The organism is Desulfosarcina ovata subsp. ovata (genome assembly GCF_009689005.1).
Taxonomy (GTDB): domain Bacteria; phylum Desulfobacterota; class Desulfobacteria; order Desulfobacterales; family Desulfosarcinaceae; genus Desulfosarcina; species Desulfosarcina ovata.
Window position 1 is genome coordinate 2,256,664 of the sequence record NZ_AP021879.1, and the last position, 26,468, is coordinate 2,283,131.

Genomic DNA, 26,468 nt, shown 5'->3' on the forward strand with positions numbered 1-26,468 from the left:
GTGCGGCCCAAACCATTTATCCCCCAACCATTGGAAGGGCCGGCGGCCTATTATCGCGACGCCACCGGCGGCAGGGTCTGGCACCGCTGTTCGCTCAGGACCCTGTATGCCGACACGGACCGCAGCCAGGTGGTCTACCATGCCAACTACCTGCGCTATTTCGAATTCGGCCGGGCATCGCTCATGCGCGAGGCCGCCTACCCCTACCGTGAGATCGAGGAGAGCGGGTTCACCTATCCGATCATCGCCACCGGCCTGGACTATTACCGCCCCCTTTACTATGACGACGCCATGTACATCTTCACCCGGCCCGGCGAGCGCCAGCGGGTCAAACTTCAATTCGACTACGTGATTACCCACGCGGAGAGCGGCGATCTGGTCTGCACCGGATTCACCCGCCACTGCGCCGTCAATGCCGCGGGCATACCGGTGGGAATCGATGAAAAGACCGTGCACCTATGGGAGATCTTCCCCGAATAGACCGGCCCGGCAAAGCGGCCATCCGCATCCGGACCCAGCCTGGGTGGGAAGACCACCACGTTCAGGGGCAGCCGGTGCTGCCCGCCGTGGAGGCCATGCAGATCCTGGCCGGACGAATCCAGGCCGCCCGGCCGGCACTGGACGTGGGTGACATGAGCGCCGCCCGATTTCCCAAATTTCTGGCCGTCGACCCCGATCGCGAGAGCCTGGATGTCGACTGTCGGATCGTCGAGCGATCAGACGGCGGCCTGCAGGCAGCCCTGACCCGTTCCGTTACAACCGGATCGGCCGGCATCCGCCGCAGCATCACCCACGCCGAGATGACCGTTGGCAGCGCCGGGAAACCGCCGTCGCCCCTGCCCCTGGATCTGGCCGCGGCCATTGAGGGGATTTGCGACACCATCGCACCGGAAGTGATCTACCGCGAACTGGTTCCCTTCGGACCTGGTTTCCGTTCCATCTGCCGGCCCCTGGTGGTCTCCCCGGACGGCGCCCTGGCCCGGGTACAGGCACCCTCCCCTGCCTCGGCCCTGCCCGGCCCGCTGGGATCCGGGTTTCCCCTGGACGGCGCCTTTCACGCCGCCTGCGTCTGGGGCCAGCGCCATGCCCGGCGGGTGGCCTTTCCCGTGGCCATCGGCCGGCGGATCATTTTTTCTCCCACGCGGGGTGATGAAAGCTACACGGCCCGGGTCGTGCCCAAGGCAATCACCCCCGGCCATCTGACCGTGGACATCTGGATTCTGGACCATACGGGAAACGTCTGCGAGGCCGCCCTGGGTGTGGAGATGCGCGATGTCAGCCGCGGCACCTGGCGGCCGCCCGGCTGGATCGTTGAGAAAGCCCCCGAATCCGCCCTTGGCCTGTGGGCGGCGGATTGCCAGGGGCTCGTCCTGATCGAGCGTGCCCATATGGCCGCCTTTGCCGCCAGTGCCCTCTCTGCGCTTGAGGCCGCGCGGATGGCGAATATGGGCCTCCGTCGCCGACAGGGCTATGTCGGCGGCCGCCTGGCGCTGAAACGCCTGTGGCGCAAACTGGCCGGAGACGACCACCAGCGGCCATCGGCAGCCATCGAAACCGGAGTGGCGGATGATCCCCGGCCATATCTTTCGGGCATCGACGGAAAGGCACCGGCCCACTGCTCATTGGCCCACGACGAACGCTTCTGCGTGGCCGTGGCCCACAGCAAAGCCGTGGGAATCGATGTGGAACCGATCAGCGACCGCGCCCGGCGCTCCGGCCACCTGTTCATGCAGGCATGCGAACAGGGCTGCGTGCAGCAGACGGATATGGATGCAGGGCCTGCGGCTCTCAGGGTCTGGTCCATCAAGGAGGCCGCATCCAAGGCCTTCGGCATGGTCCTGAACGAGGCCTGGGAACGCATCGCGGTGGTCTCCATCGGGGAGGCAGCCAGCTGTTTTAAAAAGGACGGCGGACCGGCGATGACCGCCCGCCATCTGAGCGTGGCCGGTCACCTGCTGACCCTGGTAACCGAGCCGGTGTCAAACCGGATTTGACGGCGGCGGCAACTCATTGGGAAGCGATGTGCGGGTCAGGGCCATCAGTTTGAGCATGCCCACGCGGGTCAGCCAGCGCAGAAAAACCATGGAGTATTCGGCCCCGGCCAGGTACATGCCCAAGATAAAAACCAGGTGGGAAAGCCCGTAGGCCACCGGCCCGCCGATCAGGACGATGGCGGGTCGTGCCAGATGAATGGACAGGGCCCCCAGGCCGGCAATCAGGGGCCAGCCGATCACATAGCTGAATCCGATGGCCCCCACCCCAACGATTACCCGCAGGGTGGGCGGTTCTTTGAAGGGGCTCAGGTCGGCCTTGTCGGCAATGGCCTGGCGCACAAAAGGAATGCGGCTCAGCCGGGTGACCATGTTTTGTACGTTGATTCGCATCTGATGCTCGGGTTGCCTTCAGGGATAAGTCACTCGTAAAAATGGGTTTAAATTAACACAAGTGGCGGCGACCATCAAACCGGGCTGACCGCATTTAACTTTTTGTTGCTCTTTTTACCGGATAGCGACGGGTTAAAAATGTCCAATGAAAAATGTCAATTGGTGGTATTCTGTCCTTTTATAATCGACCGGATCCTTCAATTGACATTTGGATTTTTACATTTGGCATTGATCTAATCGGTGCGGTTGGTTTCTGATCACGCCACCAACAAAAATATAACCAAATGCGGTTACCCTGACCATCAAACCTTCGGGTCCAGGCGAAAGGGCTTTGCAGACAACCATGCCACTGGCTGAACCGATCAACCAGCGTCCCGGCTGGAACTATTTCGACCGCGTCTACTGCATCTCGCTCAAGGATCGCGCCGACCGGCGGCGCCAGGCCCGGCGGCAGTTCGATGCCGTGGGACTGAATGGCCGGGTAACGTTCGTCGAGGTCGAAAAGCACCCCCGCAACAGCGAGCAGGGAATTTACGAATCCCACCAGCGCTGCATCGCCAGGGGGCTTGCCCAGGGCGCCGGGACGATCCTCATTTTCGAGGATGATGTCCGCTTCGATGGGTTTACCCGCCAGCGGCTCGACCAATGCATCGCCTTTCTGGCATCCACCGCCGACTGGCAGGCGTTTTTCTTCGGCTGCCTGGTGCGCCGCAGCCACCGGACCCAAAATCCGGCGGTCCTGGCCGTGACCTACCGCGCCCTGACCCACGCCTATGCGCTGAGCCGCCCGATGGCCACCCGGATTGTCACAAAACCATGGCAAGGGGCCCCCTATGATGCTATGTTGGCAAGCTTTAACCGTGGTTTCTTCGCCGCCTACCCGGCCTTTGCCTTTCAAAGCGACTCGGCCTCGGACAATACCCGCCAGCTGCGGTTGGACCGGTTCAGGAGACGCTGCGGCGGCCTGATGCGCATCCAGAAGGCCAACCAGTGGATCTGCCGGTACCGCCGGCTGCTGATCGCCGTGCATGTGCTCGGCATGGCTGTGATAGCAGGACTTGCGCTCTATTTTCGATAACCGGTAACTATGATGCCATCTGCTTCCCGAATCAACATCTCCGTGCTGATCGCCGTTATTCTCGGCGCACTCGTCCTTTTCTATGTGGGCTGGAAGCGCACGGCCATTGACACGGACATCGTCTCTTCCCTGCCCCACGACGATCCGGTGCTGGACAGCGCCATGCACATTTTCCGCAACCACCCCATGCAGGATCAGATCACTATCGACGTGGGCATCGACCGGGACGATACGGACCTTCTGGTGGCCTGCGGCCTGGATCTGAGCGCGCGTCTGGAAAATAGCGGCCTGTTTAAAAGCGTGGGCATGACCGACATCCAGGAGCAGCTGCCCCGGCTGGTGGATCAGGTTGTCAACCGCCTGCCGGAGCTGTTCACCGCCGCCATGCTGGAAAAGGATGTGGCCCCGCTGCTGACACCGGAAAGCGTGGATGCCGCCATCGGTGGGTGGCAGGAGCGCCTTCTGCAGATGGACGCCATCGGCCAGGCAGCCTATATCGCCCGCGATCCCCTCTCATTGAAAGACTCCCTGCTGGCGCGCCTGCTCTTTCTGGCGCCGTCGCAAAAGGCCCGCGTATACAAGGGCCAGTTGATTTCCGCGGACGGGCGGCACCTGCTGGTCACGGCCGTGCCCACCGGCTCGGCCACGGACACCGCCTTTGCCCGCCGGCTGTCCGCCGCTCTGGAGAAGATCGACGCATCCCTCGGCCAGGCGTTTTCCGGACGCGGCATCCAGGTCACCCTGACGCCCGTGGGCGCCTTTCGCGCGGCCCTGGACAACGAGGTGATCATCCGCCGGGACGTGCAAAACGCAATCCTCTTCGCCACTCTGGGCATCGCCGTCCTGCTGCTGATCGCCTTTCCCCGGCCCCTGATCGGCCTCTTCTCCCTGCTGCCGGCCCTGGTCGGCACCATGACAGCCTTTTTCGTCTGGTCCCTGTTCCATGACGCCATTTCGATCATGGTGCTGGGATTCGGTGGGGCCATCATCTCCATTACCGTGGATCACGGCATCGCCTACCTGCTCTTCCTGGACCGGCCGGAGAAGGCCTACGGCAAGCAGGCATCCCGGGAGATCTGGGCCATCGGCCTGTTGGCCACCCTGACCACCGTGGGCGCCTTTGCCGCGCTCACCGTCAGCCGCTTCGACATTTTTCGCCAGCTGGGCCAGTTCGCCGCCATGGGCATCGCCTTTTCATTCCTCTTCGTACACCTGATCTTCCCGCGCATCTTTCCGTCCCTGCCGGCCTCCCGGCCGCGCCGGCTGCCCCTGCCGAAACTGGCCGACCGGCTCTTTTCCATGGGCACCAAGGGGCTTGTGGCAGCCGTTCTTTTCGCCGCAGGGATGGCCGTTTTCGCCCGGCCCGGCTTCAACGCCGACGTGGGGGCCATGAACACGGTAAGCCAGGAGAGCCTGGCCGCGGAAAAGCACCTCATGAGCGTGTGGGGCAACATCTTCAGCAAGGTGTTCCTGCTCACCGAGGCCGACACCCTGGCCGACCTGCAGCGTAAAAACGACCGCCTGCTGGCCGGCCTGGAAAGCGACCCCGATGCCGATCTGCTGGATCAGGCCTTCCTGCCGTCCATGCTCTTCCCCGGCCCGGAGCGGCGGGCCGCCAACCTGGCGGCATGGAAAGCGTTCTGGACCCCCGACCGCCGGGACAACCTGGTCCGGACCCTGAACCAGGCCGGCACGCGCTACGGTTTCGCCGACGGGGCCTTTGCCCCGTTTATCGCCACCCTCGAGCATCCCGAAACCGCCCTGCCGGCAAGCCATGACGGAACCATTCCGCGGAGTCTCTTCGCCCTGGTGGGCATCTCCGCCGACGCCGGCAGCAACGTCTACCGCCAGTTCACCTCCCTGGCCCTGCCGACCGGCTACTCCGGAGAGCGTTTCTTCGCGCGCTACGCCAACACGGCCACGATTTTTGACCCGGCCCTTTTTTCCCGGCAGCTGGGTGAGTTGATGGTCTCCACCTTTACCCGGCTGATCGCCATTATCGCACCGGTGGTGGTGATCCTGCTGCTGATCTTCTTCGCCGACCTGAAACTGACCCTCATCGCCCTGGCGCCGGTGGCATTTGCCATGCTGGCCACCCTGGGCACCCTGACCCTGATGGGCCGCCGCCTGGACATCCCCAGCCTGATGCTGGCCATCATCATCCTGGGCATGGGCATCGACTATTCGCTCTTCCTGGTGCGGGCCTACCAGCGCTACGGGAAGGCCGACCACCCCGGGTTCACCCTGATCCGTTCGGCGGTGGTCATGACCTCGGCATCCACCCTGGTGGGTTTCGGCGTCCTGGCCCTGGCCCACCATACCCTGCTGCAAAGCGCCGGGATCACCTCCTTGCTGGGCATCGGCTATTCGGCCCTGGGTGCCTTTCTGATCCTGCCGCCCCTGTTGCGCCGCCATGTCGAAAGGCAGCCCTCCCCGCTTCCGTCCAGCGCAGGCATCCAGGCCCGGGTATGCCGCCGCTATCGGTCCATGGAACCCTATGTGCGTTTTTTCGCGCGTTTTAAAATGCGCCTCGATCCCATGTTCGGGCAACTGGATGGGGTCATCGACTTCCCCTCAACGCCGCAAACCCTGCTGGATATCGGCAGCGGGTTCGGCGTGCCGGCCTGCTGGTTGGCCGAGACCTTTCCGACGGCACGGGTCTACGGTATCGAACCGGACCCGAACCGGGTACGCGTGGCCAATCGCGCCCTGGGCGGGGATGGTACCGTCATCCCGGGACTGGCTCCTTCCCTGCCCGATGCGCCATCCCATGCCGACGGGGCGTTCATGCTCGATATGATGCATTTCCTCTCCCCGGAAGATCTTCAGCTGCTGCTCCAGCGGTTGCACGGCGCATTGGGTGCCCATGGCCGCCTGATCATCCGCAACGTGATGACACCGACCCGGCGGTTTCCCTGGCACTGGTGGATCGATCGACTGAAAAGCCGCCTGGTCGGACCACGCACCTTTTTTCGTTCAAACGAAGCGATCCAGGCCATGATCAACCAATGCGGATTCGATGTGCAGACCGTACGCCAGTCCGATGCCCACGGGGAACTGGTCTGGTTCGGGTGCCGCAAGGCACCGGAGGGCGATGGCGACCAGTGATGCCCAAACGCCCATACCCTATCACCCCGTTCCACAAAACCGCCGTGGTCACGGCGATGGCGGCAACGGCGCTGGGCATCGTCCACGGACCGCTGGCCTGGATTCCTCTGGTGCTGTTCCTGATGCTTTGTACGGGCGCCTCCTTCTGCCACCGCTGCAGTTTCTATGTGCCCGTGATCAGCCGAGGGGCCACAAATTGTGCTGCCGTGGCCCTGACCTTTGACGACGGCCCCGACCCGGCGACCACACCGCAGCTGCTCGATATTTTGGAGGACAACGGGGTGCCGGCCACCTTTTTCGTAACCGGCGAGCGGGCGCGCGCCTATCCGGAACTGATCCGGGCCATCGCCGATGCCGGCCACACGCTGGGTAACCATTCGTTTTCACACAGCACATTGATCGCCTTCAGAGGCAGAAAACGGGTGTTTGACGATATCGCCGCCACACAGAGCGAATTGTCCCGCCTGGGAATCGTGCCGCGGGTCTTCCGGCCGCCGGTGGGCATCACCTACCCGCACCTCGCGCCGGTCCTGGCGGCACTGGGACTGTCGGCGGTCGGTTTCAGCTGCCGCGCCCGGGACTTCGGCAACCGGGCCATCCGCCACCTCTCCCGGCGTATCCTGGCCTGCGCGGTGCCGGGGGATGTTATCATGCTCCACGACCTGCCGCCCTACCATGTTGACCAGATGGCAGCCTGGCTGGTAGAGATCGAGGCATTGGTAAAAGGCCTGAAGGCAAAAAAACTGCCCATCCGGCCGCTGGCCGAGTTGATCGGCAAGGCCGTTGACAACCGCCAAACAATAGCGGAAAGGTAACGCATGTCTTCGTCAACCGTGGCGTCCACGCTCGCCGACCTGACCCGTCGCCTGACGGCCGGTCCGACACACCCTGAAAAAAAATTCGTACACACCGGGATGGCCTACGCCGACCTCTACCGCATGGCGGCCCACATCCTGCGTGACCTGGCAGGAGAAAAAGTGGTTTGCCTGGGCACCGACGACCGGGCAACGGCCAGTGCCGCCATCCTGGCCGCACTGGCCGGCGGGCCGCGCCTGATCCTGCCCTATGCCCTGACGCCATCCGTTTTGGAGGAGATCCGCGGCCTGACCGGTTACGCGTGCGCCATCACCGCCGGCGAGGATCTGCCCGATTCGGGTGTCCGCCGCTTCGTTCCCCAAAGCGAAGTGGCCGAGTGGCCCTGCGATCCGTCGCCCTCCCCTGTGGATATGGATGATCCCTGGATCGATCTGTTTACCGGTGGATCCACGGGAACGCCGCGCAGTTGGCCCAAGACGGTACGCAACCTCTTGGCCGAAACCCTCAACATCGTCGAGACCTACGGTGTGACGGATACCGACAGTATCGTCTCCACCGCCTCGCCGCTGCACATCTACGGGCTGCTCTACGGCATCCTGGCCGCCCTGGCCGCATCGGCCACCATCGCCCCCGGCACGCCCTCATTTCCCGCGGAGATCGAAAACGCGGTCCTGCAGCACCGGGCAACCATGCTGATCAGCCTGCCGGCCCACTACCGGGCCCTCACGGTACACGCCGGCAAAGCATTGCCCGTACGGCTGGCCTTCTCGTCGGCCGGTATGCTGGAACAGGCCGATGCCGAAGCCTTCGGCGCCCGGAACCAGGTGGGCGTCAACGAGGTTTACGGCTCCACCGAAACGGGCGGCGTGGCATCGCGCAACCGCTTCCTCGGCGAAACCGATTTTACGACCTTCCGGCCGGTAACCGTCAAACGGGTCGATGAAAACCTCTGGGTGCGTTCCGACTTCCTTTCGCCGAACCTGCCCCTGGACGCGGCGGGGTACTATGCCATTGGCGACCGCGCGGTCTTCACCGCCCCGGATCGCTTCATGCTCACCGGCCGGTCCGACAGTGTGGTCAAAGTCGGCGGCAAACGGGTCGACCTGGCCGAGGTGCGTGACCGGATCCTGCAGCACGATGGGGTCAGCGAAGCGCTGGTCACGGCATTGCCCGTGGGCCGCGCCAGGGAGAACCTGATCGTGGCCGTGGTCGAAGGAGCAGTCGATGGGGACGAACTGAATGCCCGGTTGGAGACCGCGCTGGAGCCCTATGCCCGGCCCCGCCGGATCAAAATCGTGAACAAGATACCGATCACCGCAGCGGGCAAATACGATCGCCGCCAGATCGAGATGTTTTTTAAGGAATCATGAGTTACACCTACGAAACCCGGATGAAAGTCGCCTTCCACGACCTGGACCCGCTCCAGGTGGTCTGGCACGGCAACTACCTGAGATATTTTGACGTAGCCCGCTTCGGCCTCTTCGCCGACGCCGGGGTCGATCTGTACGATTATATGGTCAGCAAACAGGTGGTCTTTCCGGTCACCCGCTCGTCAATCAAGCATATCGCCCCGTTGCGCCACTTCGACGATTTCATCTGCCGGGCCGAAGTCACCGAAGCGCGTTACAAGATCGCCATGAACTTCTCCATCCGCCTGGTCACCGATGACACCCTCTGCGCCCGGGGCAACAGCGAACAACTGGCCGTGCACTTGCCGAAGATGGAGATGGAGTTCGAAATTCCCCCGGAGATCACCCGGGCGCTGGGGTTTTAAGCCGTGGCACCGGCACCGCGCTTCGACAATGCACTTTGCCACGGCTACGAACGCCTGGCCGCCTGGGCCGACCTGCTGGACCGCATCAACGTCTTTCCCGTGGCCGATGCCGATACCGGCATCAACCTGAAAATCAGCCTGGCGCCCCTGCGGCAGCCAGGGCCATCCCCCCGCAGGCTGCGGGACAACCTGCTACGAGCGGCCACGGGCAATTCCGGCAACATTGCCTGCGCCTTTTTTGGGGAACTGATCGGCGCGCGGGGCTTGGGTGACCTGCCGCAGCGGATTCCGGCCGCCCGGGACAAAGCCCGCCAGGCGGTGATCGATCCGCAACCGGGAACCATGCTGACGATTTTCGATGCCCTGGCCGAATCGGTCGGCAGGGATGGCTGGACAACCGGCCACCCGGACTGCACGGAAACGATTGCGCAGTTGGAAGCCGCCGTGGCCGCCACCACCTCCATGCTGCCGGATCTCAAGCAGGCCGGGGTGGTCGATGCCGGCGCCCTGGGCATGTTCATCTTCCTCGAAGCCTGTTTCGCGTTTCTGTTCGCATCGCCTCCTCCCTTACGCCCGGTGACGGACATTTTCCCTTCCGGCCTCTCCATCCGTGCCGGTTGGGCGGCCCGGAATCATGCCGGCGAGTACTGCGTCAATACCATGATTCAATCCGACGCCGGCTTTGAAACCGTGCAGCAGGCGCTGGATGGATATGGCAGCAGCATCGTTGTGAGCGGTATGGAGAATCAGATCAAAGTTCACGCCCACACCAGCGACCGGGATGGTCTGAGAAAACGCCTCAGCCGCCTGGGTGCGGTGACCCATTGGGCCGAGGACACCATGGATGCCTCCACCGTCGCACCAGTGAGGGCCGGAGACATCCACATCATGACCGATGCCGCCGGATCGCTGACCATTGAGGACGCCCGGCAGTTGGGGATGACCCTTTTGGGCAGTTACCTGATCGTCGGCGATCGGATCTTTCCTGAAACCCTGCTCGACCCGGCGGACCTGTATGCCGCCATGGCCAGCGGGACCCGCGTCACCACGGCCCAGGCGTCGGTCTTCGAGCGCCATCAGTGCTACCTGCACACCACCCGGCGGTTCGACCGGGTGCTCTACCTGTGCGTGGGATCGGTGTACACGGGCAACTACCAAACGGCCATCCGCTGGCAGGCCGCAAGCGACGATCCGGACCGACTGACGGTCGTGGACACGGGGTCGGCATCCGGCCGCCTGGGCATCGCCGCCATGGCCACGGCGCGGTTTGCCCGCACGGCGTCAACCGCCGATTCGGTACAGGCCTTTGCCGAAAAGGCGCTGGCCGACAGCCGCGAACTGGTCTTTCTGGACACGCTCAAATATCTGGCCGCCGGCGGCCGCATCTCTAGAACCAAGGGATTTTTCGGCAATCTTCTCCATCTCAAGCCGATCATCTCGCCCGAGCCCGAGGGGGCCGCCAAGGTGGGCGTGGTGAGAAACCGGCGGGAACAGCTGGATTTCGCCTTGCAGCGTCTCTCCCGCGACCTGGGCAAAGCCGCCAGCGCCATGATCCTGATGCAGTATACGGACAATCGGCCGTGGGTTGAAACCACCGTGCTGCCGCAAATCGCATCCCGCTATCCGGCGGCCGAAATCCTCCTGCGGCCGATTTCGCTGACTTCCGGGGCACACATGGGGCCGGGGACCTGGGCGGTGGCCTATTTGCCGATGTAGCGACCAAATCTTGCATGCTTGACCGCCCGTTTTCGAATTGTTCAAGTAGGAAGAGACGCCAACCGAGTCAGCCAGTCTCTAAAATAATGGCATTTCTAAGATGGAAAACGAATGCACTACCTGAATACAGTACTGGCATTTATCGGCCATCATCCGGCGCTGGCCTATGGCGTCGTTTTCCTGGTCTCCCTTTCCGAATCCCTTGCCATCGTGGGATTGATCGTTCCCGGAACCGTGATCATGTTCGGCGTCGGTGCGGTCGTGGCCACGGGCCATCTGGCCCTCAAACCGGTATTGCTGCTGGCCGCGGCGGGCGCCATTGCCGGCGACGGCATCAGTTACTGGCTGGGCCGTCATTATCACGACGATTTGCGACGGATGTGGCCCTTCTCCCGCTATCCCGGCATGCTGCGAATGGGCGCGGCTTTTTTTAAACGGCATGGGGGCAAGAGCGTTCTTTTCGGGCGCTTCGTGGGGCCGGTCCGCCCGGTGATTCCTGTGGTGGCCGGCATGCTGGGCATGCGACCGCTGCAATTCGTCATCGTCAACGTGCTCTCGGCCGTCGGCTGGGCGCTGGCCTATGTTTTGCCGGGTGTTTTTTTCGGGACCTCACTGGCGGTGGCCGGTGCGGTCAGCACACGTCTGGCCGTCCTTGTTTTTATTCTTCTGGCAAGCATCTGGGGATTTGTTTGGTTCATCCGCAAACTGGCAGCCCTTATCGAACATCGAGGGCCGATCTGGATCGCCGAACTGCATGCCTGGACAAAGAAAAGCAGTTCCGCCCATCGGCTGGCGCGTCCATTAAAAGACGCCCTTTCGATCATCTTTCTCCGTCAACAGAGCGAGGCGCTATTCTTTCTTTTTTTAGTTCTCACGCTGTTTGTGGCAGGCTGGGGATTCTTGGGTGTCCTGCAGGATGTTCTCGCCAGGGATCCACTCGTCATGGCGGATCAGGCCGTCTACAACTATTTTCAAGCCCTGAGAACGCCGTGGGCGGATCGTGTTTTCGTAACCGTAACTGAACTCGGGGATTCTTTTGTTAATCTTTGCCTGGCCGGTGCTGTTCTGCTCGTCCTCCTTGGCAAACGTTGCTACCGCACCGCTGGTTTCTGGGCAGCCACCCTGATGGGTGGTCTTCTTGGTGTTCAACTGCTCAAATGGATGATTCATTTGCCGCGACCGGTAGCCATTTACCAAGGGGCCTCGGCCTATGGGTTTCCCAGCGGGCATGCCACCATGAGTGTCATCTTATACGGATTCCTCGCCATCCTGCTTGCCAGGAAATTGCCCGGTGTGTGGCGCTGGGGGCTATTCGCCAGTGTGATTGTCATCTCCTTTGTCATCGGGCTATCCCGTCTTTACCTTGGCGCCCACTGGCTCTCTGATATATTGGGCGGGCTTTTCATCGGCACCAGTTGGGCGGCCTTGCTGGGCATCGCCTATCTCCACGGCTCCGCTGACATCCTTCCCCGGCGATGGCTGGGCCTTGTGGTCGTCCTTACCATTGGACTGGCCGGCAGCTGGCACGTGGCTCAGCGCCACGCCAAAGACCTGGTTTTTTACGCCCCCCGGCACAAGGTCCAATTCATCTCTATGGCAGGCTGGCGGTCCGATGGCTGGCGAAACCTTCCGGCCTGGCGGATTGACATGGCAGGTGAGCGGGAGCAACCCCTCACCCTCCAGTGGCACGGACCGGCCGACAGGCTGGCTGCCGATCTGTCGAAAAAAGGATGGCGCCATTCACCGCCGCTGAGCGTGGTCAGTTTCCTGGGGCTGTTCTCTCCGGACACGCCCATTGAAAATCTGTTATCCCTGCCACGACTCCACGACGGCCGGGCGGAGCGCCTGCACCTGATTTACACAACCCAGGACAGGCGCCTGGTGCTTCGCTTGTGGCCGTCAGATGTTGCCCTCACGGGAGATGATCTCCCCGTTTTCGTCGGGACCATAGCGGAGCAGCGCCACCAACAAGTGGCGGATTTAATCACCATCGTAAGAGACAGTGGCGAGTATGATCGTTCGCTGGATGAGGTCGCCCAGACACTAGGCGACGGCTTCGACGTGAGACGGGTTCACCGAACGAACCATGAGATCCAGGCCGAAAACGAATTGCATCGCTTGCACTGGCATGGCGATGTGCTGCTGATATCGGAAAAGGGCCAGAAAAGGACAAACCCATGACCACAAAATCCCCGTATCGTCTGGGCATCGACCTGGGCGGCACCAAAACCGAGGCCATCCTGTTGGATCCGCAGGGCCTCAGCCTGTTGCGGGAACGCCAACCCACGCCACGAGCCCCGGACAATCCAGCCGAATACACCAAGATCCGCGACGCCGTGCTCACCCTGATCCGGGAAACACGGCAGAAGGTGCCCGACGGCCAACCCTGCACCATCGGCATCGGCATCCCCGGCACCATCAATGCCCGCAGTGGATGCGTCCAGAACGCCAACACCACCGGACTCATCGGTCATCCCTTCCAGCAGGACTTGGAAGATCGCTTGGGACATCCCATCGCCATGGAGAACGATGCCAACTGCTTCACCCTGGCCGAGGCCCGGCAGGGTGCCGGTCAGGGGTATGAATTCGTTTTCGGCATCATCCTGGGAACCGGCTGCGGCGGTGGAATCAGCATCGGCGGACGGATTCACACCGGACAGCACCGCATCGCCGGGGAGTGGGGGCACTTTTCCGTAGATCCGGCGGGGCTGCCCTGCTACTGCGGCAACCGGGGTTGCGTGGAAACAAAAATCAGCGGCGGCGGCGTGGCCCGGTCCTTTTTTGCCCAGACCGGACGGCGCCTCTCCCTGGAACAGATCACCGACGGCTACCGCCGGGGCGACGCTCAATGCACCCTCGCCTTCGAGCAGTTTCTGGACGACTTCGGACGCTGCCTGGGCGGACTGATCTCCGTGCTGGACCCCGACGCGGTGGTTCTGGGCGGCGGAGTTTCCAACATCGATGAGCTCTACACCCTGGGCATCGAACGGGTACGCCACTACGCGTTCCACGACCACATCGAAACACCGATTTTAAAACACCGGCTGGGCGATTCGGCCGGTGTCATCGGCGCGGCATGGATCGGACGCTGACAAAAGGAAGACGATGGACGGTCGAAGGTTTACTCCAGAGACAGGTTCGAGCGGTACCAATCCAGCGTATCGGCCAGCCCCTGGCGCAATTCAACCCTGGGACGGAAGCCCAGTGCGCTGCTGATTTCACCGATATCGGAGACAGACTCCCGAATATCCCCCGCACGGGGCGGAGCAAATACCGGTTCCAGATTGGTATGGGCCAGCTCGCCGATGATTGTCCAGAGATCGTGGATGCGGATGAAATGTCCGGTCCCCACGTTGAAGACACGGCCGGCCGCCGCTGTTTGGGTTGCCGCCAAAAGATTGGCCTGAACCACATCCCGCACGGAAACAAAATCGCGAGACTGGCTGCCATCGCCATAAATCGTCGGGGCCTGCCCGGCAACCGCCTTGGTCATGAAAATGGAAATGACGCCTGAATAGGGTGAGGACGGATCCTGGCGGGGGCCGTAAACATTGAAATACCGCAGGCAGACGGTCTCCAGCCCGTACAATCCACCAAAAGCGGCGGCATAAAACTCGCCGGTGAGTTTTTGTACCGCATAGGGACTCATCGGCCGAGGGGGCATCGACTCCGCCTTGGGCAACTGTGGATCGTCACCATAAACGGCGCTGGAGCTGGCCATCACCACCCGCCCGACCCCGTTTCGCCGGCAGGCATCGAGCACGCGAACCGTTCCCAGGTCGTTCACTTCGCAACTGTGGGAAGGATCCTGAACGGAGAGGGTCACCGATACCACGGCGGCCTGGTGAAACACGACGTCGCAGCCCTCGGCCAGCCGATTCAGCAAACCGGCATCGCGGATATCACCTTCAACGAATTCGACGCCATCTCCAAGATGGGCAATATTGTGACGGTGACCGGTGGAAAGATTGTCCAGCACGGTTACCCGGCTGCCCTGTTTCATGAGCGCTTCCGCCAGGTGAGAACCGATAAAACCGGCGCCACCGGTTACCAGGGCACGTTGGATGGTGGTCATTGGATAGGATCCTTTCATTTAAATGACGAAGCGACGTCATCGCCAAAAGAGGCTTGCGCCAGCGGCAACCATGGGCTACCTATGGTCTTAGGCGATTCGCAAAAAAAGTCCAGCCCGGACATGGCCATGAAACCAGAAACACCGATCATTTGCCGCAAATGCCGCTACTACTTCATCACCTGGGATCCGGCTAAGCCCCATGGTTGCCGGGCGATGAATTTTAGAAGCCGACGTCCACCCAGCCTGGTGGTTCGGCAAAATTCGGGAAACGACTGCCTTCGCTACACACCGAAAGCAGCCGATGAGAACAGCGATTCATGAAAACCCGGCGCCGTCGGCCACGCGCTGCCGGTGGTCGGGCGACCGGAAAGGAAAATGCCGAAAAGGACAATCATGCCGCCAGGTTTCCGAATCCTGCGGATCATGCCACAGGCACCGGGCAAAAGCAACGCCGCCATCGTCATAGCCCAGGGTAACCGCATTTGAATTGGAATTCGGTTACCAGTAACGTCAATTTTGCTTCAAGAACCGGCCTCGCGCGTGGAGCCGGACGGCGGATGGGAAAGCCGCCAACAGGAAAAATAGGCACCATGAATCCATCATCCGTCCAACTCAAACTGTTCGCATCCCTCGGCGCCCTGACTCCTGAAAATGCGGATCAGCTGCCCATCGAACCGGGCACGTCCGTTCAGGCCCTGTTGGAGCAGTTGGCGATTCCCATCGCCAAGGCCCATCTGATTTTTGTCAATGGGGTCAAACGGTCCCTTCAAACCCGTCTGGAAGGCGGTGAGCGCATCGGCATATTCCCGCCAGTGGCAGGGGGATAGGAGAATATGGCCGACCCACTGCCAACCCGCCTTCAATCCATTGCAGAAAATGGCACCCTTGCCGACGGCACCCCCTGTCGGGTCATCCAACACCAAGCCGTGATGATACTCAGCGAGCAGACCGGGACCAGCCCCAGGATGGTCGAGTTGGCCGCCCTGCAACAAGCCATTCTCCCGGTGCGTTACCTGCGCAATTTGAAAACCCTGACCCTGGACGATCAGATCCAACTGCTCAGGGCCAGTGTGTGTGTGGTGGGCCTGGGCGGGTTGGGGGGCCTGGTCACGGAGACCCTGACGCGCATGGGAATCGGCCGGCTGCACCTGATCGATGGGGACACCTTCGAAGCCCACAACCTCAACCGCCAGCTGCTCAGTGACACAGTCGGCCTGGGACAGCCCAAAAGCAAAGCCGCCGCGCTGCGGGTCAACGCGATCAACCCGGGAACAGAAGTGACCATCACCCCGTCACGGCTGATGGCTGACAACGCCGACCGTCTGGTGGATGGGTGCCATGTCGTCGTGGATTGTCTTGACAATATCGAGTCCCGCTTTGTTTTGGAAACCGCGGCCAGGCGGGTGGGCATTCCAATGGTCTCGGCCGCCATTGCCGGACTCACCGGACATGTCACCACCATTTTCCCCGAAGACAAGGGCCTTGAAAATATCTATGGGCCACGGGAGCGGATCGACCGCTCCCACGGAGCCGAGATGGAGCTTGGCTGCCTGGCACCGGGCGTCAACCTGATCGCCTCCATCGAGTGCACCGAAGTGCTTAAGGTTCTGCTGGGCAGAGAAAATCCCCTGAGAAACCGCCTGCTGGTCGTCGATCTGAACGACTACACCATAGAAGCACTTCAACTCGGATGATCTTGAAAGGGCTCTTGATTCGGCATAACTTCGCCGGCTATAGCTAAGATATAGCGACAATTCATCCAAAGTAACTTGACCCCCCCCTCCGGCGATGGTAATGAAGGCGCAATGCAGGTCGGAGGATTGACTCAAAGATCAATTACCTTTGGAGAAATGGGCAGTAAGATCGTGCCGGAGAGAAAAAAAAGACAGGTGGATGATACATCGTCCCAGGATACCGCTTCCGCCAAAGTAAAATTTGAAGTATATGGTGAAGAGATGCTCGAAAAGCTGGTTAAATCCAGTGGCAACAGTGGTCGCGTATACCTTCCGCCGGATTGGGTCGGCCGCCACGTCAAGATTATCCGAATTGATTAATCCACCATCCCTGTGACGTAAAAGGATCGTTTCCGTGAAAGACATTCAGATCAGAGGACTGAAAGCCGCCGACGCTGAGGACATCGCCGCCATCTACTCATCTATCGTTCGTAAACTCTCGGATAACGAACTCAGGACCCTGATAGAAAAACACGCCAAACGTTGGGAAAAGGATGTCTGCTTCGTAGCGGTAAACGATGGACGGGTTGTCGGTTTTGTCATCAGTTATGTGCTGACTTTTGGCTTCGGTATTGGAAAAAGCGCCTGGATTGCCAACCTGGGGGTGGATATCGAATACATGGGACAGGGCATTGGTAAGCGTCTGGCCCAGGCCGCGTTCAAACGTTACCAGGAAATGGGTATCGATCACGTACATACCTCCGTGATCTGGGACTCCACCGACATGCTCTCCTTCTTCAAATCATTGGGTTTCGGTCGCAGCAAATTCATCAATCTGAGAAAAGTGATCAACGGCGATTCCGCCGACGAATCAGCTGAATAATTCTGACAATGCATTTCCTTTTTTCCCGTTGCCGTCGTTTGGTGATCTGGTCTCCTCCACCGCTTCCTTCCGTTTGGCCATTCTGACATGAACTTCTTAAAAAGTAGGTAATTTAGTTCCCAACTCAAGCATTCACACGAATCCACAATTCATCCTTAAGATGATAACATGCTTGAATAAATCTAAAATTTTTTAATTCCAACCATATCTGAAATTTGGTCTGCTTTTTGATAACCGTAGTTGATATCCGTTCATTCATCGGCAAAAGGATCATCGATGAATGAGCACCGGTTATTAACGACAAACGTATCGATGGAAAAGCGGCCCCATGGAAAGACAGATACGCGTCCATTATCAACAGCCAGTCGCATAGGTAGATAAGATGAAGCCTGTCACGATCATATCGACCATATTGATCATCCTCTCTCTCTTTCATTTACCGCCGGTGGCTGCGGCACCGGTACAAAACCATCTCGAAGCCCTGCTGGCGCCCATGTGTACGGGTGATGAAACACCATCCCCCCTTTCACTGCAGCCGGTGGCCCGGTTTTATCAAAAATTCGGATTTCAACCGGCCTGGACCGGTCCTACCGGACCGCTGCCCCGGGCGAAGCAGCTGATTGCGGCAATCGCAGGCACAACAGCGCCAAACCTTTCTCCTGAGCCATCCACGGTGTTTCGTTTCACCCCCCGCGAGGTCAATCTCAACGGATTTTCCAACCCACTGACACTGGAAAAAATGCCCCCCCGGCTTCAGATGGATGTCATACTCACCGACATGGCGTTGCGTTATGCCCGGCGCCTTTGGCGGGGAACGGTCGATCCGGAAACGCTGCCTGGGAAATGGCTTGCCTCGCGTCGAGCAGACAAGCGGGATTTTCCCGCCGAACTGGCCCAGGCCCTGAAGGAAAAGCGCTTGTCGGCGTTCATGGATTCACTGCATCCACAGGCAGCGGCCTATCACCACTTGAGGCAGGCCGTGCAGCGGTACGAACAAATCCAGGCCGCCGGTGGCTGGCCGATGGTCCCTACCGGCGAAACCCTGCGTCGGGATGACACCGGGCCGCGGGTCTCGGCATTGATCGATCGTCTCAGGGCCAGTGGCGATCTCTCCCGCGAGATGACCATCCGCCAGCCCGGTGCCGTTTATGACGAGGCCCTGGAAGCCGCGGTCATCCGCTTTCAGCGTCGCCATGGCTTGAATCCGGATGGTCTGGTCGGCAAAACCACACTGGCCGCGCTGAACGTTCCCGTCGGGAAACGAATTACCCAACTGCAACTGAACATGGAACGCTGGCGCTGGTTTCCGGACAGTTTTGGTCAGCGCTATCTGATGGTCAACATCCCCGCCTTTGAACTCAACCTCTTCGAAGCGGGCCTGCCTGTCCAGCGTATGCGTGTCATCGTGGGTAAGAATCGCCGGCCGACGCCGATCATGTCCAGTCGCATGACCTATCTTGAATTCAACCCCTATTGGAATGTCCCCGGCAAAATTGCCCGCAAGGATATCCTGCCCAAAGTCCTCAAGGATCCGACCTATCTCAGCCGCCAGGGAATCCGGGTGTTTGCCGGGTGGGATCGATCGGCACCGGAACTGGATCCGGAGCAAATCCCCTGGCAGGCCCTGTCCGGCCGCCACTTCCCCTATCGTTTGCGGCAGGACCCCTCCGCAATAAATGCACTGGGCCAGATCAAATTCATGTTTCCGAATCATGAGAGTGTCTATATCCACGACACCCCGGGGAAAAGGTTGTTCAAGCGGGACCGTCGCAACTTCTCATCGGGCTGTGTTCGCGTGGAAGCGCCGATCACACTGGCCGGCGATCTTTTGAAGCATCAGGGGTGGGACCGTGAGCAGGTGGAGACCGCGGTTTCCAACCAGGAGCGAAAAATCGTGCCCCTGAAACAACCGATTCCGGTTCACCTGGTCTATCTTACGGCCTGGGTGGATAACGGTCAGGCGGTCCATTTCAGGGAGGATATCTATGGCCGCGACAAGCGGCTGCAGCTGGCACTCACGGCATCCAATGCCGATCTGCTGCATTGCATGGCCGATATCCTCGCCGCCGGCCGCCTGCTTGCCGCCAGCGATCCAGGGCAAACGGCGCAACCGGCCAGTGGCCGATGCGGTGCTCTGGTTTTATCGGTCCTGCAGCCGACCGGCGAAGTGGCAGGCCACCCGATGTCCTTTTAATTTCACGCCACTATTGATATCTCGCCATGCTGGAACAAAACTATTGATCAGCGTACCAGAAGCATTGCCATTCGTTAATGAGCCGGATACTTGTACAACCAACTAAAATTATTCACATTTTAGGAGTCAGGGATGAAAACGATATTGACCGCCTGCTTGTTGTTCATCACAACATCCGGATTGGCCGCGGAGACGTTCCCTCCTGGCAGCTGGCGGGACACGCCGGATCCAATTGCCGGTACGGACGCGGTTGTCGGCGGCGAGCTGTCGCTTTTTGCCGGACAATACCCCAAAAGCTTTAACTACTATCTGGATAACAATGTTTTCTCTTCCGAACTATTCGGCACCATGTACGAAACCTTGCTGGGGCGAAACCCCATCACGCTTGAGGAAGAACCGGGTTTGGCAGACAAATGGACGATCTCCGACGACAAAAAGACCTTTACGTTCCATCTCGACCCCCGGGCACGCTGGAGCGACGGCAAACCGGTGACCGCCCATGATGTCCGCTGGACCTTCGACACCATCATGGACCCCAAGAATCTGACCGGCGTCCACAAGGTCAGCCTGGAAACATTTTATCCTCCGGAAGTCTTGGACACCCACACTATTCGTTTCAAGGCCAGACAGGTGCATTGGCGCAATCTGCTTTCGGCCGGCGGCATACAGGTCTTGCCCAAGCACATATACAGCGGCGAGGACTTCAATAAAATCAATTTTGAATTTCCCGTCGTATCCGGGCCCTATCGGATCGGTAAAATCAACGAGGGGGTCTTTGTCGCGATAGAACGACGCGACGATTATTGGAACCGTCATGCCAAACGCCTTCAGGGCGTCGGCAATTTTAGTACGCTTAAATACAATTTCTTTGCCGAGCGTTCCAATGCCTTTGAAGCCTTTAAAAAAGGCAAAATCGATATTTATCCCGTGTATACATCCCGCCTCTGGATGAAGGAGGCGCGCGGCCAAAAATTCGGAATGAACTGGATTGTCAAGCAGAAGATCTACAATCATCAGCCCCAGGGATTCCAGGGCTTTGCCATGAACATGCGTAAGTTTCCCTTCGATGACGTTCGCGTGCGCCAAGCCATGGCCCATCTGCTGGACCGTGAGAAGATGAATCGCACGTTGATGTACAACCAGTACTATCTGCACAGATCATATTTTGAGGATCTTTACACCAAGGACAATCCGTGCCCCAATCCGCTGATCCCCTTCGACAAAGCCAAGGCACGGGAACTGCTTCGCCAGGCCGGCTGGATCGCCAATCCCAAAACCGGTTTGCTGGAAAAAAAGGGTCGACAATTTTCCTTTCAATTTTTAACCAGGGACCAAACCGCCGATAAATTCCTGGCCATTTATGCCGAAGATCTCAAGGATGTGGGCATCGAGGTGAACATCGATCGCAAGGACTGGGCCGCCTGGGCGCGGGACATGGACGAATTCAACTACCAGATGACCTGGGCGGCGTGGGGCGCCAGTGTGTTCAAAGACCCGGAAGGGATGTGGGCGTCCAAAGAGGCGGATCGCAAAGGCGGCAACAACATCACCGGTTTCAAGAATGCCAAGGTCGACGAACTGATCGAAAAACAGAAGACCATCTTCGATGTGCAACAACGCCATGCCATGGCGCGGCAGATCGATCAGATCATCTATCAAGACTATCCCTATGTGCTGCTATGGAATATCAGTTGCGTGCGGCTCTTGTATTGGAACAAATTCGGCACCCCCGACACCGTCCTGTCCAAATACGGCGATGAACGCAGCGCCTATTTCTACTGGTGGCAGGACGAAGATTCCCAGGCCGATCTGGCCGATGCCATGCAGTCGGCCCTACCCTTGCCGCCCAAAGATCCCTCAATCTTTTTTGACGAGCGGTTTTAAGCCGTAGTAAGCGCCCTATCGATGACACCACACCTGATGATCCGGCGTCCCCCGCGGTTGGGGCGGATGGTCACGGCAAATCTCGTCGGATTTGGCGCATGTGTCGTAAAAAAGACATCCGGTGGCCGCTGCAGGGGGCGTAAAATTTTCCTCATCGAAGCCCTTCCCATTGGACGGCTCGCCCACCACCGGTACGGCGGCAATCAGCTTTTGCGTATACGGGTGCAGTGGATTTGCGATCACCTTGTCGGTAATTCCCATTTCGACCAAACGGCCGCAGTGCATGACCGCCACACGATCGGCGATATGGCTGACCACACTTAAATCGTGGGAAATAAAAAGATAGGAGAGCCGGTGGCTATCACGCAGATCCAACAGCAGGTTGATGATCTGCGCCTGCACGGATACATCCAGCGCACTGACCGGTTCATCGCAAACCACAAAAGCGGGTCGTAATGAAATGGCGCGGGCGATGTTGATCCGCTGACGCTGGCCGCCTGAAAATTCATGGGGATAGCGGTAGACCGCATCTTCATCGAGCCCGACCTCCTTGAGCAGTCGCGTGGCATGCGCCTTTCGCGATCCGTCGAGCAGGTTGAACTCCCTTAACCCTTCGGTGACGATATCAAGAATGTTCATGCGTGGGTTGAGCGAAGATAACGGATCCTGAAAGATGATCTGCATGCGCCGGTGAAGTTCTCTTTGCGCCTTGGGCGTCAGACCGGCGATATCTTGTCCGTCAAAAACAATCTTGCCGCCATGCGGTTTTTCAAGCCCCATCAGGGTCCGACCGAGGGTGGTTTTGCCGCAGCCCGACTCGCCCACCAAACCAAGGGTCTCCCCCCGGCCGACCTGAAAGGAGACGCCGTCGACTGCACGGACATATCCCACAATGCGGGACATAATCCCCCGCTTGATTGGAAACCAGGTCTTCAGATCAGTTACGCTGAGTAACGCTTGTGGATGATCGGATATCGGCATTTTTATTCCAGGCGGCCCGCAAACAGCTTGTGGGCGACGAAACAAGCTGCCTGATGGTCGCCATTTTCAATGTTTTCGAGTTCGGGGGCTTCGGTTGCACATCGATCGAAGGCATACGGGCAACGATCCCGGAAATGGCAGCCGATGGGATAATTGAAGGGCGATGGAACATAACCCGCAATGGCGGGAAGACGATCAGTTTTCCCAAACAGGGCCGGAATCGATTGCAAAAGACCGCGCGTGTAGGGATGGGCGGGATGCTCGAAAATTTGTTGCTTGGTTCCGGTTTCAACAATATTCGAAGCATACATCACCAGGACCCGGTCGCACATTTGCCAAACCACCCCCATGTCGTGGGTGATCAACAAGATGGCGGTCTGCTCCTTGCGCATCTCCTTGATCAATTTAAAGACCTGGGCCTGAATGGTAACATCCAATGCCGTTGTCGGTTCATCGGCGATAATCAACTCCGGATCCTGCATCAGGGCCATGGCAATCATCACGCGTTGCTGCATCCCCCCGGAAAGTTCGTGCGGATATGCCTGCATGCGCTGCTCCGGATTGGGAATGCGCACCTTGGCGAGCCACTCCAGACCGATCTGCATGGCCCGCCGCTTGTCCATATGGCGGTGCAATGTCAATACTTCGGCCAACTGCTGCCCGATACGCTGCAAGGGCGACAATGCCGACAACGGCTCCTGAAATATCATGCTGATCGCCCGGCCCCTGATCCGGCGCAGTTCGGCAATATTTAGAGCCAGCAGGTCCCGGCCGTTAAATACAATCTTACCGGATGCAATTTGTCCGGGTGGCGATGGGATCAGGCGCAAAATGCTCAATGCGGTGACCGATTTCCCGCAACCCGATTCGCCGACCAACCCCACAATTTCACCGCGATTGATTTGAAACGAGACACCGTCAACCGCGACGAAGCGGCCCTCATCGGTGGTAAAATCCACCGTCAAATCGTCGATCTTAAGCAGTTCAGCACTCATTATTCCAGCCTGGTATAACGTTTGGGATCATAGGCGTTGCGGACCCCTTCTCCGACAAATACGCCCAACAGCATGACCACAAAGAGCGCCAGGGAAGGATAGAGGATCAGCCACCACGCCCACCGATATTCCTGAGCCTGAAAAAGCAGTTCCCCCCAGCTGGGGGTTGGCGGCGGCAAACCAAAACCCAAATAGTCCAGGGCCGCCAATGCACCGATGGCGCCCACCAGTGAGAAGGGAAAAAACGTAATCACCGGTATCAAACCGTTGGGCAGAATGTGTCGGAAGATGATCTTGGAAGAGGAGATTCCCATGCACTTGGCCGCCTCGACAAAAGGCTGTTTGCGCAGGCGTAAAAATTCCGCTCGCATGTAGTAGGATATTCCGATCCAGTTAAAGATCCCATAACAGATGAGCAGCAGCAGAAAACTGCGTCCGTATACCGAACCGAGCAAAATCATGACATACAAAAAGGGCAACGCACTCCATATCTCGATCAAACGCTGACCGGTAATATCGATCAGTCCACCGTAGTAGCCCTGAAGCGCACCAGCGATAATACCCAACGCATAGGAGATCAGAACGAGCAGCAAGCCAAACGTCATGGAGGTTCGCAAGCCGTAAAGAATGCGTGCCAGCACATCCCGGCCGGCCCCGTCCAGGCCCATCCAGTGGTCCTTGACCGGTCTGAACGGGAAACGCACATCTTCTTTTAAAAATTCGGCCACGTAGACGTTGCCGCCAATGGTCAGCTTATATGGTTCCACCGGGTCTTCAAAGCGCAGGGCGATCATCCGGCGCAACGCCTCTTTTTCTTCATCGGTAATCCGGTCCCACACTTCAGAAAGAGAAGTTGCATCGTCGTCGCTTTCAATCTCAAGGTTACGATTAAACGCCAGCCGGGTACTCAGTTTTTCACCCGATTCGGCCGACGCGCGTTCACGAATCGTCAGGCGCACTGTTTTCGGAGCCTCACGCCGTTTTCCAAATGTTGAAAGTGAAAGCGATAGCGGCTTTTTGCCGGGGCCTTTGATGGTCCTCGACAGCGACGAGGCGTCCTGATTTTCAAAGCGCCGGGCAATGGCATTTTTAACATCGCCGGGCAGCTCGAAATAGGTTTCAACCGACTGGCCGCGCAATGCGTTATCGTCCCGATCAACAAAAGCGCCTAACCGGAAGGCGCGTTTGATGGTGAAATCATGGCGGATATCAGCGGTTCCAACCATGGGTTGGCGGGTAAGCTTGAGGGTCACCCGATCAGCCACCTGGACATCCTGCTGATCCAGGCTGGCCAAGGGGCCGTGGGGCAACAGGGTAAACACCATATAGTTTTCCGGATGATGCTTGAATTCGTCGCTCTGATGGATATGCCAATAGTCCGGCCGGGTCTGTTTGCCGCTGCCGGTAAAGGTATCATCAGGATAGAAATGAATAACCGGGAAATAAGACTTGCCGTTGAAATGCACAACCAACGGCGCGCTGTTGCAGATCAGCTCGGCACCCAGGCTCAGGCCGTAGAGCCCAATTAATATCCAAAGGGAGTAATAGGCCCGCTTGAGCTCTTTAAAGCGCTTCAGACGCTTGAGCGCCAGTGGATTTTTAATGAACCTGGAAAACATAGGCGTCAGTTTTCGCGAAAAGTGATCCGTGGATCAATAATCACATACAAAAAGTCAGATAAAATATTGCCCAGCAGCCCCAAAAGAGCGGTGAGGGACAAAATCCCCATAAATACCGGGTAGTCCCGGCCCACTATGGCCTCAAGGCTCAGCCAGCCCATCCCTGGAATTTCAAAGACCTTCTCAATCACCACCGAGCCTGCGAACATCACCGTTAAAATGGAGCCAAACCCCGTGGCAATGGGAATCAGGGCGTTGCGCAGGGCATGTACCCAGATGGCCCGGGTAAAGCTGCCGCCCTTGGCCAGTATGGTGCGGATATAATCTTTGCTGATCTGTTCAAGCAGGGAATTTTTCATCAAAAGAGTTAAGATGGCGAAATTACCGATCATGTAGCACAGGACCGGCAAGAACATGTGCATGAAGATATCCTTGGCTTTGGCCCAGGAAGAAAGATCCGCGAAATTGGCTGAATAAAATCCCGAAACCGGAAAAATGTCCCAGGCCCATTCCACTGTCCCGCAAAACAGCATTTTCAAGACCATACCAAACGCAAAGGCCGGAATGGCATATCCGATGAAGACCACCAGGCTGGAAAAGAGATCGAAAACCTGATTGTGTCGCAACGCCTTTAATATCCCGAGCGGTATACAGATGAGATAGGATAAAACAAAACCGGTGATGCCAAAGATAAGTGAAACCTTAAATCGCTCTTTAATGACCTGCCAAGTGGTTTTATTGGGAAATTTATATGACGCCATCTGCATCCCCAGCCGGTCGTCCACCAGCCACTTCCAGTAGCGCATATAAAAAGGCTGATCAAAACCAAAGTGTTCTTCAAGGGCCTTGCGTTGCATCTCGGTAATTGATGCCCGGGTATCGGCACCGTGTCCGGCTTCACCACTGCCGAATCCTTTCATCTTGATGATCGCCTGTTCCACTGGCCCGCCGGGAACAAACTGAATCAAGGTAAAACAGAGCAGCGTGATCCCGATGAACGTTGGCACCACTAGAATCAATCGGTGAATAAAATAATCCAGACGCTCCATACCGTCCTCGTTGCGTAAACGGTTTGATGATTACGATCGGATGAGTTGGGTTGGGTAAAGATGGCCCCTTTTGAGAACAGGGAGAAAGAGAAAACCCGTGTCGCTTACGGTGCTCTAAAATTCATGATAGAGATTAAGTAAAAGCGCGGTTGAAGTCAAGAATAAGCCCTTTCCTGCAACGCCGGAGAACTCGGCTTTGATCAACCCGGGGCAGTAGTGGGTATGGAAACCATGGTGAC

The 26,468-nt window shown here is 58.8% G+C and carries 23 protein-coding genes; 17 read left to right on the forward strand and 6 right to left on the reverse strand.

The genetic code is table 11. The features are described from left to right. Nucleotides 1-480: an acyl-CoA thioesterase gene (locus tag GN112_RS10190; RefSeq protein WP_155310122.1), complete on the forward strand. Its 480-nt coding sequence runs from the start codon at nucleotides 1-3 to the stop codon at nucleotides 478-480. Then, nucleotides 459-1,994: a polyketide synthase dehydratase domain-containing protein gene (locus tag GN112_RS10195; RefSeq protein ID WP_155310123.1), complete on the forward strand. Its 1,536-nt coding sequence runs from the start codon at nucleotides 459-461 to the stop codon at nucleotides 1,992-1,994. Before GN112_RS10190 ends, GN112_RS10195 begins: the two co-directional genes overlap by 22 nt. On the opposite strand, the gene GN112_RS10200 is transcribed toward GN112_RS10195, so the two are convergent. Beyond that, a complete protein-coding gene (locus GN112_RS10200; protein WP_231716983.1) occupies nucleotides 1,980-2,384 on the reverse strand; it encodes a hypothetical protein in 405 nt (134 codons plus the stop codon). The genes GN112_RS10195 and GN112_RS10200 overlap by 15 nt on opposite strands. 343 nt (nucleotides 2,385-2,727) lie before the next feature. Here GN112_RS10200 and GN112_RS10205 point away from each other — a divergent pair, with 343 nt between their 5' ends. The 8 genes from GN112_RS10205 (at nucleotide 2,728) to GN112_RS10240 (ending at nucleotide 13,968) form a co-directional block, all read left to right on the forward strand. Beyond that, complete coding sequence (locus GN112_RS10205; protein ID WP_155310124.1) at nucleotides 2,728-3,462, forward strand: glycosyltransferase; 735 nt, start codon at nucleotides 2,728-2,730, stop codon at nucleotides 3,460-3,462. A gap of 9 nt (nucleotides 3,463-3,471) precedes the next feature. Then, complete coding sequence (locus GN112_RS10210) at nucleotides 3,472-6,570, forward strand: MMPL family transporter (RefSeq protein ID WP_155310125.1); 3,099 nt, start codon at nucleotides 3,472-3,474, stop codon at nucleotides 6,568-6,570. Beyond that, on the forward strand, nucleotides 6,570-7,385 hold the full coding sequence (locus tag GN112_RS10215; RefSeq protein WP_155310126.1) for a polysaccharide deacetylase family protein: 816 nt from the start codon (nucleotides 6,570-6,572) through the stop codon (nucleotides 7,383-7,385). The genes GN112_RS10210 and GN112_RS10215 overlap by 1 nt, the downstream gene beginning before the upstream one ends. A gap of 3 nt (nucleotides 7,386-7,388) precedes the next feature. Next, nucleotides 7,389-8,756: a class I adenylate-forming enzyme family protein gene (locus GN112_RS10220; protein ID WP_155310127.1), complete on the forward strand. Its 1,368-nt coding sequence runs from the start codon at nucleotides 7,389-7,391 to the stop codon at nucleotides 8,754-8,756. Further along, nucleotides 8,753-9,160, forward strand: a complete 408-nt coding sequence (locus GN112_RS10225) for an acyl-CoA thioesterase (RefSeq protein WP_155310128.1) — start codon at nucleotides 8,753-8,755, stop codon at nucleotides 9,158-9,160. The genes GN112_RS10220 and GN112_RS10225 overlap by 4 nt, the downstream gene beginning before the upstream one ends. A gap of 3 nt (nucleotides 9,161-9,163) precedes the next feature. Then, a complete protein-coding gene (locus GN112_RS10230; RefSeq protein WP_155310129.1) occupies nucleotides 9,164-10,876 on the forward strand; it encodes a DegV family protein in 1,713 nt (570 codons plus the stop codon). 111 nt (nucleotides 10,877-10,987) lie between these two features. Next, nucleotides 10,988-13,057 carry a bifunctional DedA family/phosphatase PAP2 family protein gene (locus GN112_RS10235; protein WP_155310130.1) on the forward strand — a complete coding sequence of 690 codons (2,070 nt, stop codon included), beginning with the start codon at nucleotides 10,988-10,990 and terminating at the stop codon, nucleotides 13,055-13,057. Next, entirely contained in the window at nucleotides 13,054-13,968 is a 915-nt protein-coding gene (locus GN112_RS10240; protein WP_155310131.1) for an ROK family protein, read from the forward strand. Before GN112_RS10235 ends, GN112_RS10240 begins: the two co-directional genes overlap by 4 nt. Before the next feature lie 29 nt (nucleotides 13,969-13,997). Here the strand turns inward: GN112_RS10240 and GN112_RS10245 are convergent, their stop codons facing one another. Next, complete coding sequence (locus GN112_RS10245) at nucleotides 13,998-14,951, reverse strand: SDR family oxidoreductase (protein WP_197743302.1); 954 nt, start codon at nucleotides 14,949-14,951, stop codon at nucleotides 13,998-14,000. A gap of 126 nt (nucleotides 14,952-15,077) precedes the next feature. Between GN112_RS10245 and GN112_RS10250 the strand changes: the two genes are divergently transcribed. The 7 genes from GN112_RS10250 to GN112_RS10280 all read left to right on the forward strand — a co-directional run bounded on the left by GN112_RS10250 (nucleotide 15,078) and on the right by GN112_RS10280 (nucleotide 21,585). Then, nucleotides 15,078-15,272 carry a uracil-DNA glycosylase gene (locus GN112_RS10250; RefSeq protein ID WP_197743303.1) on the forward strand — a complete coding sequence of 65 codons (195 nt, stop codon included), beginning with the start codon at nucleotides 15,078-15,080 and terminating at the stop codon, nucleotides 15,270-15,272. A gap of 269 nt (nucleotides 15,273-15,541) precedes the next feature. Further along, entirely contained in the window at nucleotides 15,542-15,778 is a 237-nt protein-coding gene (locus GN112_RS10255) for a MoaD/ThiS family protein (RefSeq protein WP_155310133.1), read from the forward strand. 6 nt (nucleotides 15,779-15,784) lie between these two features. After that, on the forward strand, nucleotides 15,785-16,645 hold the full coding sequence (locus GN112_RS10260; RefSeq protein WP_155310134.1) for a HesA/MoeB/ThiF family protein: 861 nt from the start codon (nucleotides 15,785-15,787) through the stop codon (nucleotides 16,643-16,645). A 111-nt stretch (nucleotides 16,646-16,756) separates the two neighbouring features. Further along, nucleotides 16,757-17,005 (forward strand): DUF2080 family transposase-associated protein, encoded by a 249-nt coding sequence (locus GN112_RS10265; RefSeq protein ID WP_231714135.1) that lies wholly within the window; start codon nucleotides 16,757-16,759, stop codon nucleotides 17,003-17,005. 34 nt (nucleotides 17,006-17,039) lie between these two features. Continuing rightward, the gene (locus GN112_RS10270) at nucleotides 17,040-17,507 is read left to right on the forward strand and encodes a GNAT family N-acetyltransferase (protein WP_155310135.1); all 468 of its coding nucleotides are present in this window, start codon (nucleotides 17,040-17,042) and stop codon (nucleotides 17,505-17,507) included. A gap of 382 nt (nucleotides 17,508-17,889) precedes the next feature. After that, nucleotides 17,890-19,701, forward strand: a complete 1,812-nt coding sequence (locus GN112_RS10275) for a L,D-transpeptidase family protein (RefSeq protein WP_155310136.1) — start codon at nucleotides 17,890-17,892, stop codon at nucleotides 19,699-19,701. Between the two features lie 132 nt (nucleotides 19,702-19,833). Continuing rightward, the gene (locus tag GN112_RS10280; protein WP_155310137.1) at nucleotides 19,834-21,585 is read left to right on the forward strand and encodes an extracellular solute-binding protein; all 1,752 of its coding nucleotides are present in this window, start codon (nucleotides 19,834-19,836) and stop codon (nucleotides 21,583-21,585) included. Nucleotides 21,586-21,600: 15 nt separating this feature from the next. Here GN112_RS10280 and GN112_RS10285 read toward each other — a convergent pair whose 3' ends face one another. The 4 genes from GN112_RS10285 to GN112_RS10300 are packed head-to-tail and all read right to left on the reverse strand — an operon-like array spanning nucleotide 21,601 to nucleotide 26,229. Beyond that, nucleotides 21,601-22,566, reverse strand: a complete 966-nt coding sequence (locus GN112_RS10285) for an ABC transporter ATP-binding protein (RefSeq protein WP_155310138.1) — start codon at nucleotides 22,564-22,566, stop codon at nucleotides 21,601-21,603. Nucleotides 22,567-22,568: 2 nt separating this feature from the next. Then, the gene (locus GN112_RS10290) at nucleotides 22,569-23,561 is read right to left on the reverse strand and encodes an ABC transporter ATP-binding protein (RefSeq protein ID WP_155310139.1); all 993 of its coding nucleotides are present in this window, start codon (nucleotides 23,559-23,561) and stop codon (nucleotides 22,569-22,571) included. After that, nucleotides 23,561-25,180 (reverse strand): ABC transporter permease subunit, encoded by a 1,620-nt coding sequence (locus GN112_RS33960; RefSeq protein WP_197743304.1) that lies wholly within the window; start codon nucleotides 25,178-25,180, stop codon nucleotides 23,561-23,563. The genes GN112_RS10290 and GN112_RS33960 overlap by 1 nt, the downstream gene beginning before the upstream one ends. 5 nt (nucleotides 25,181-25,185) lie before the next feature. Then, nucleotides 25,186-26,229, reverse strand: coding sequence for an ABC transporter permease subunit (locus tag GN112_RS10300; protein WP_155310140.1), 1,044 nt, complete (start codon nucleotides 26,227-26,229; stop codon nucleotides 25,186-25,188). Nucleotides 26,230-26,468 lie beyond the last annotated feature (239 nt).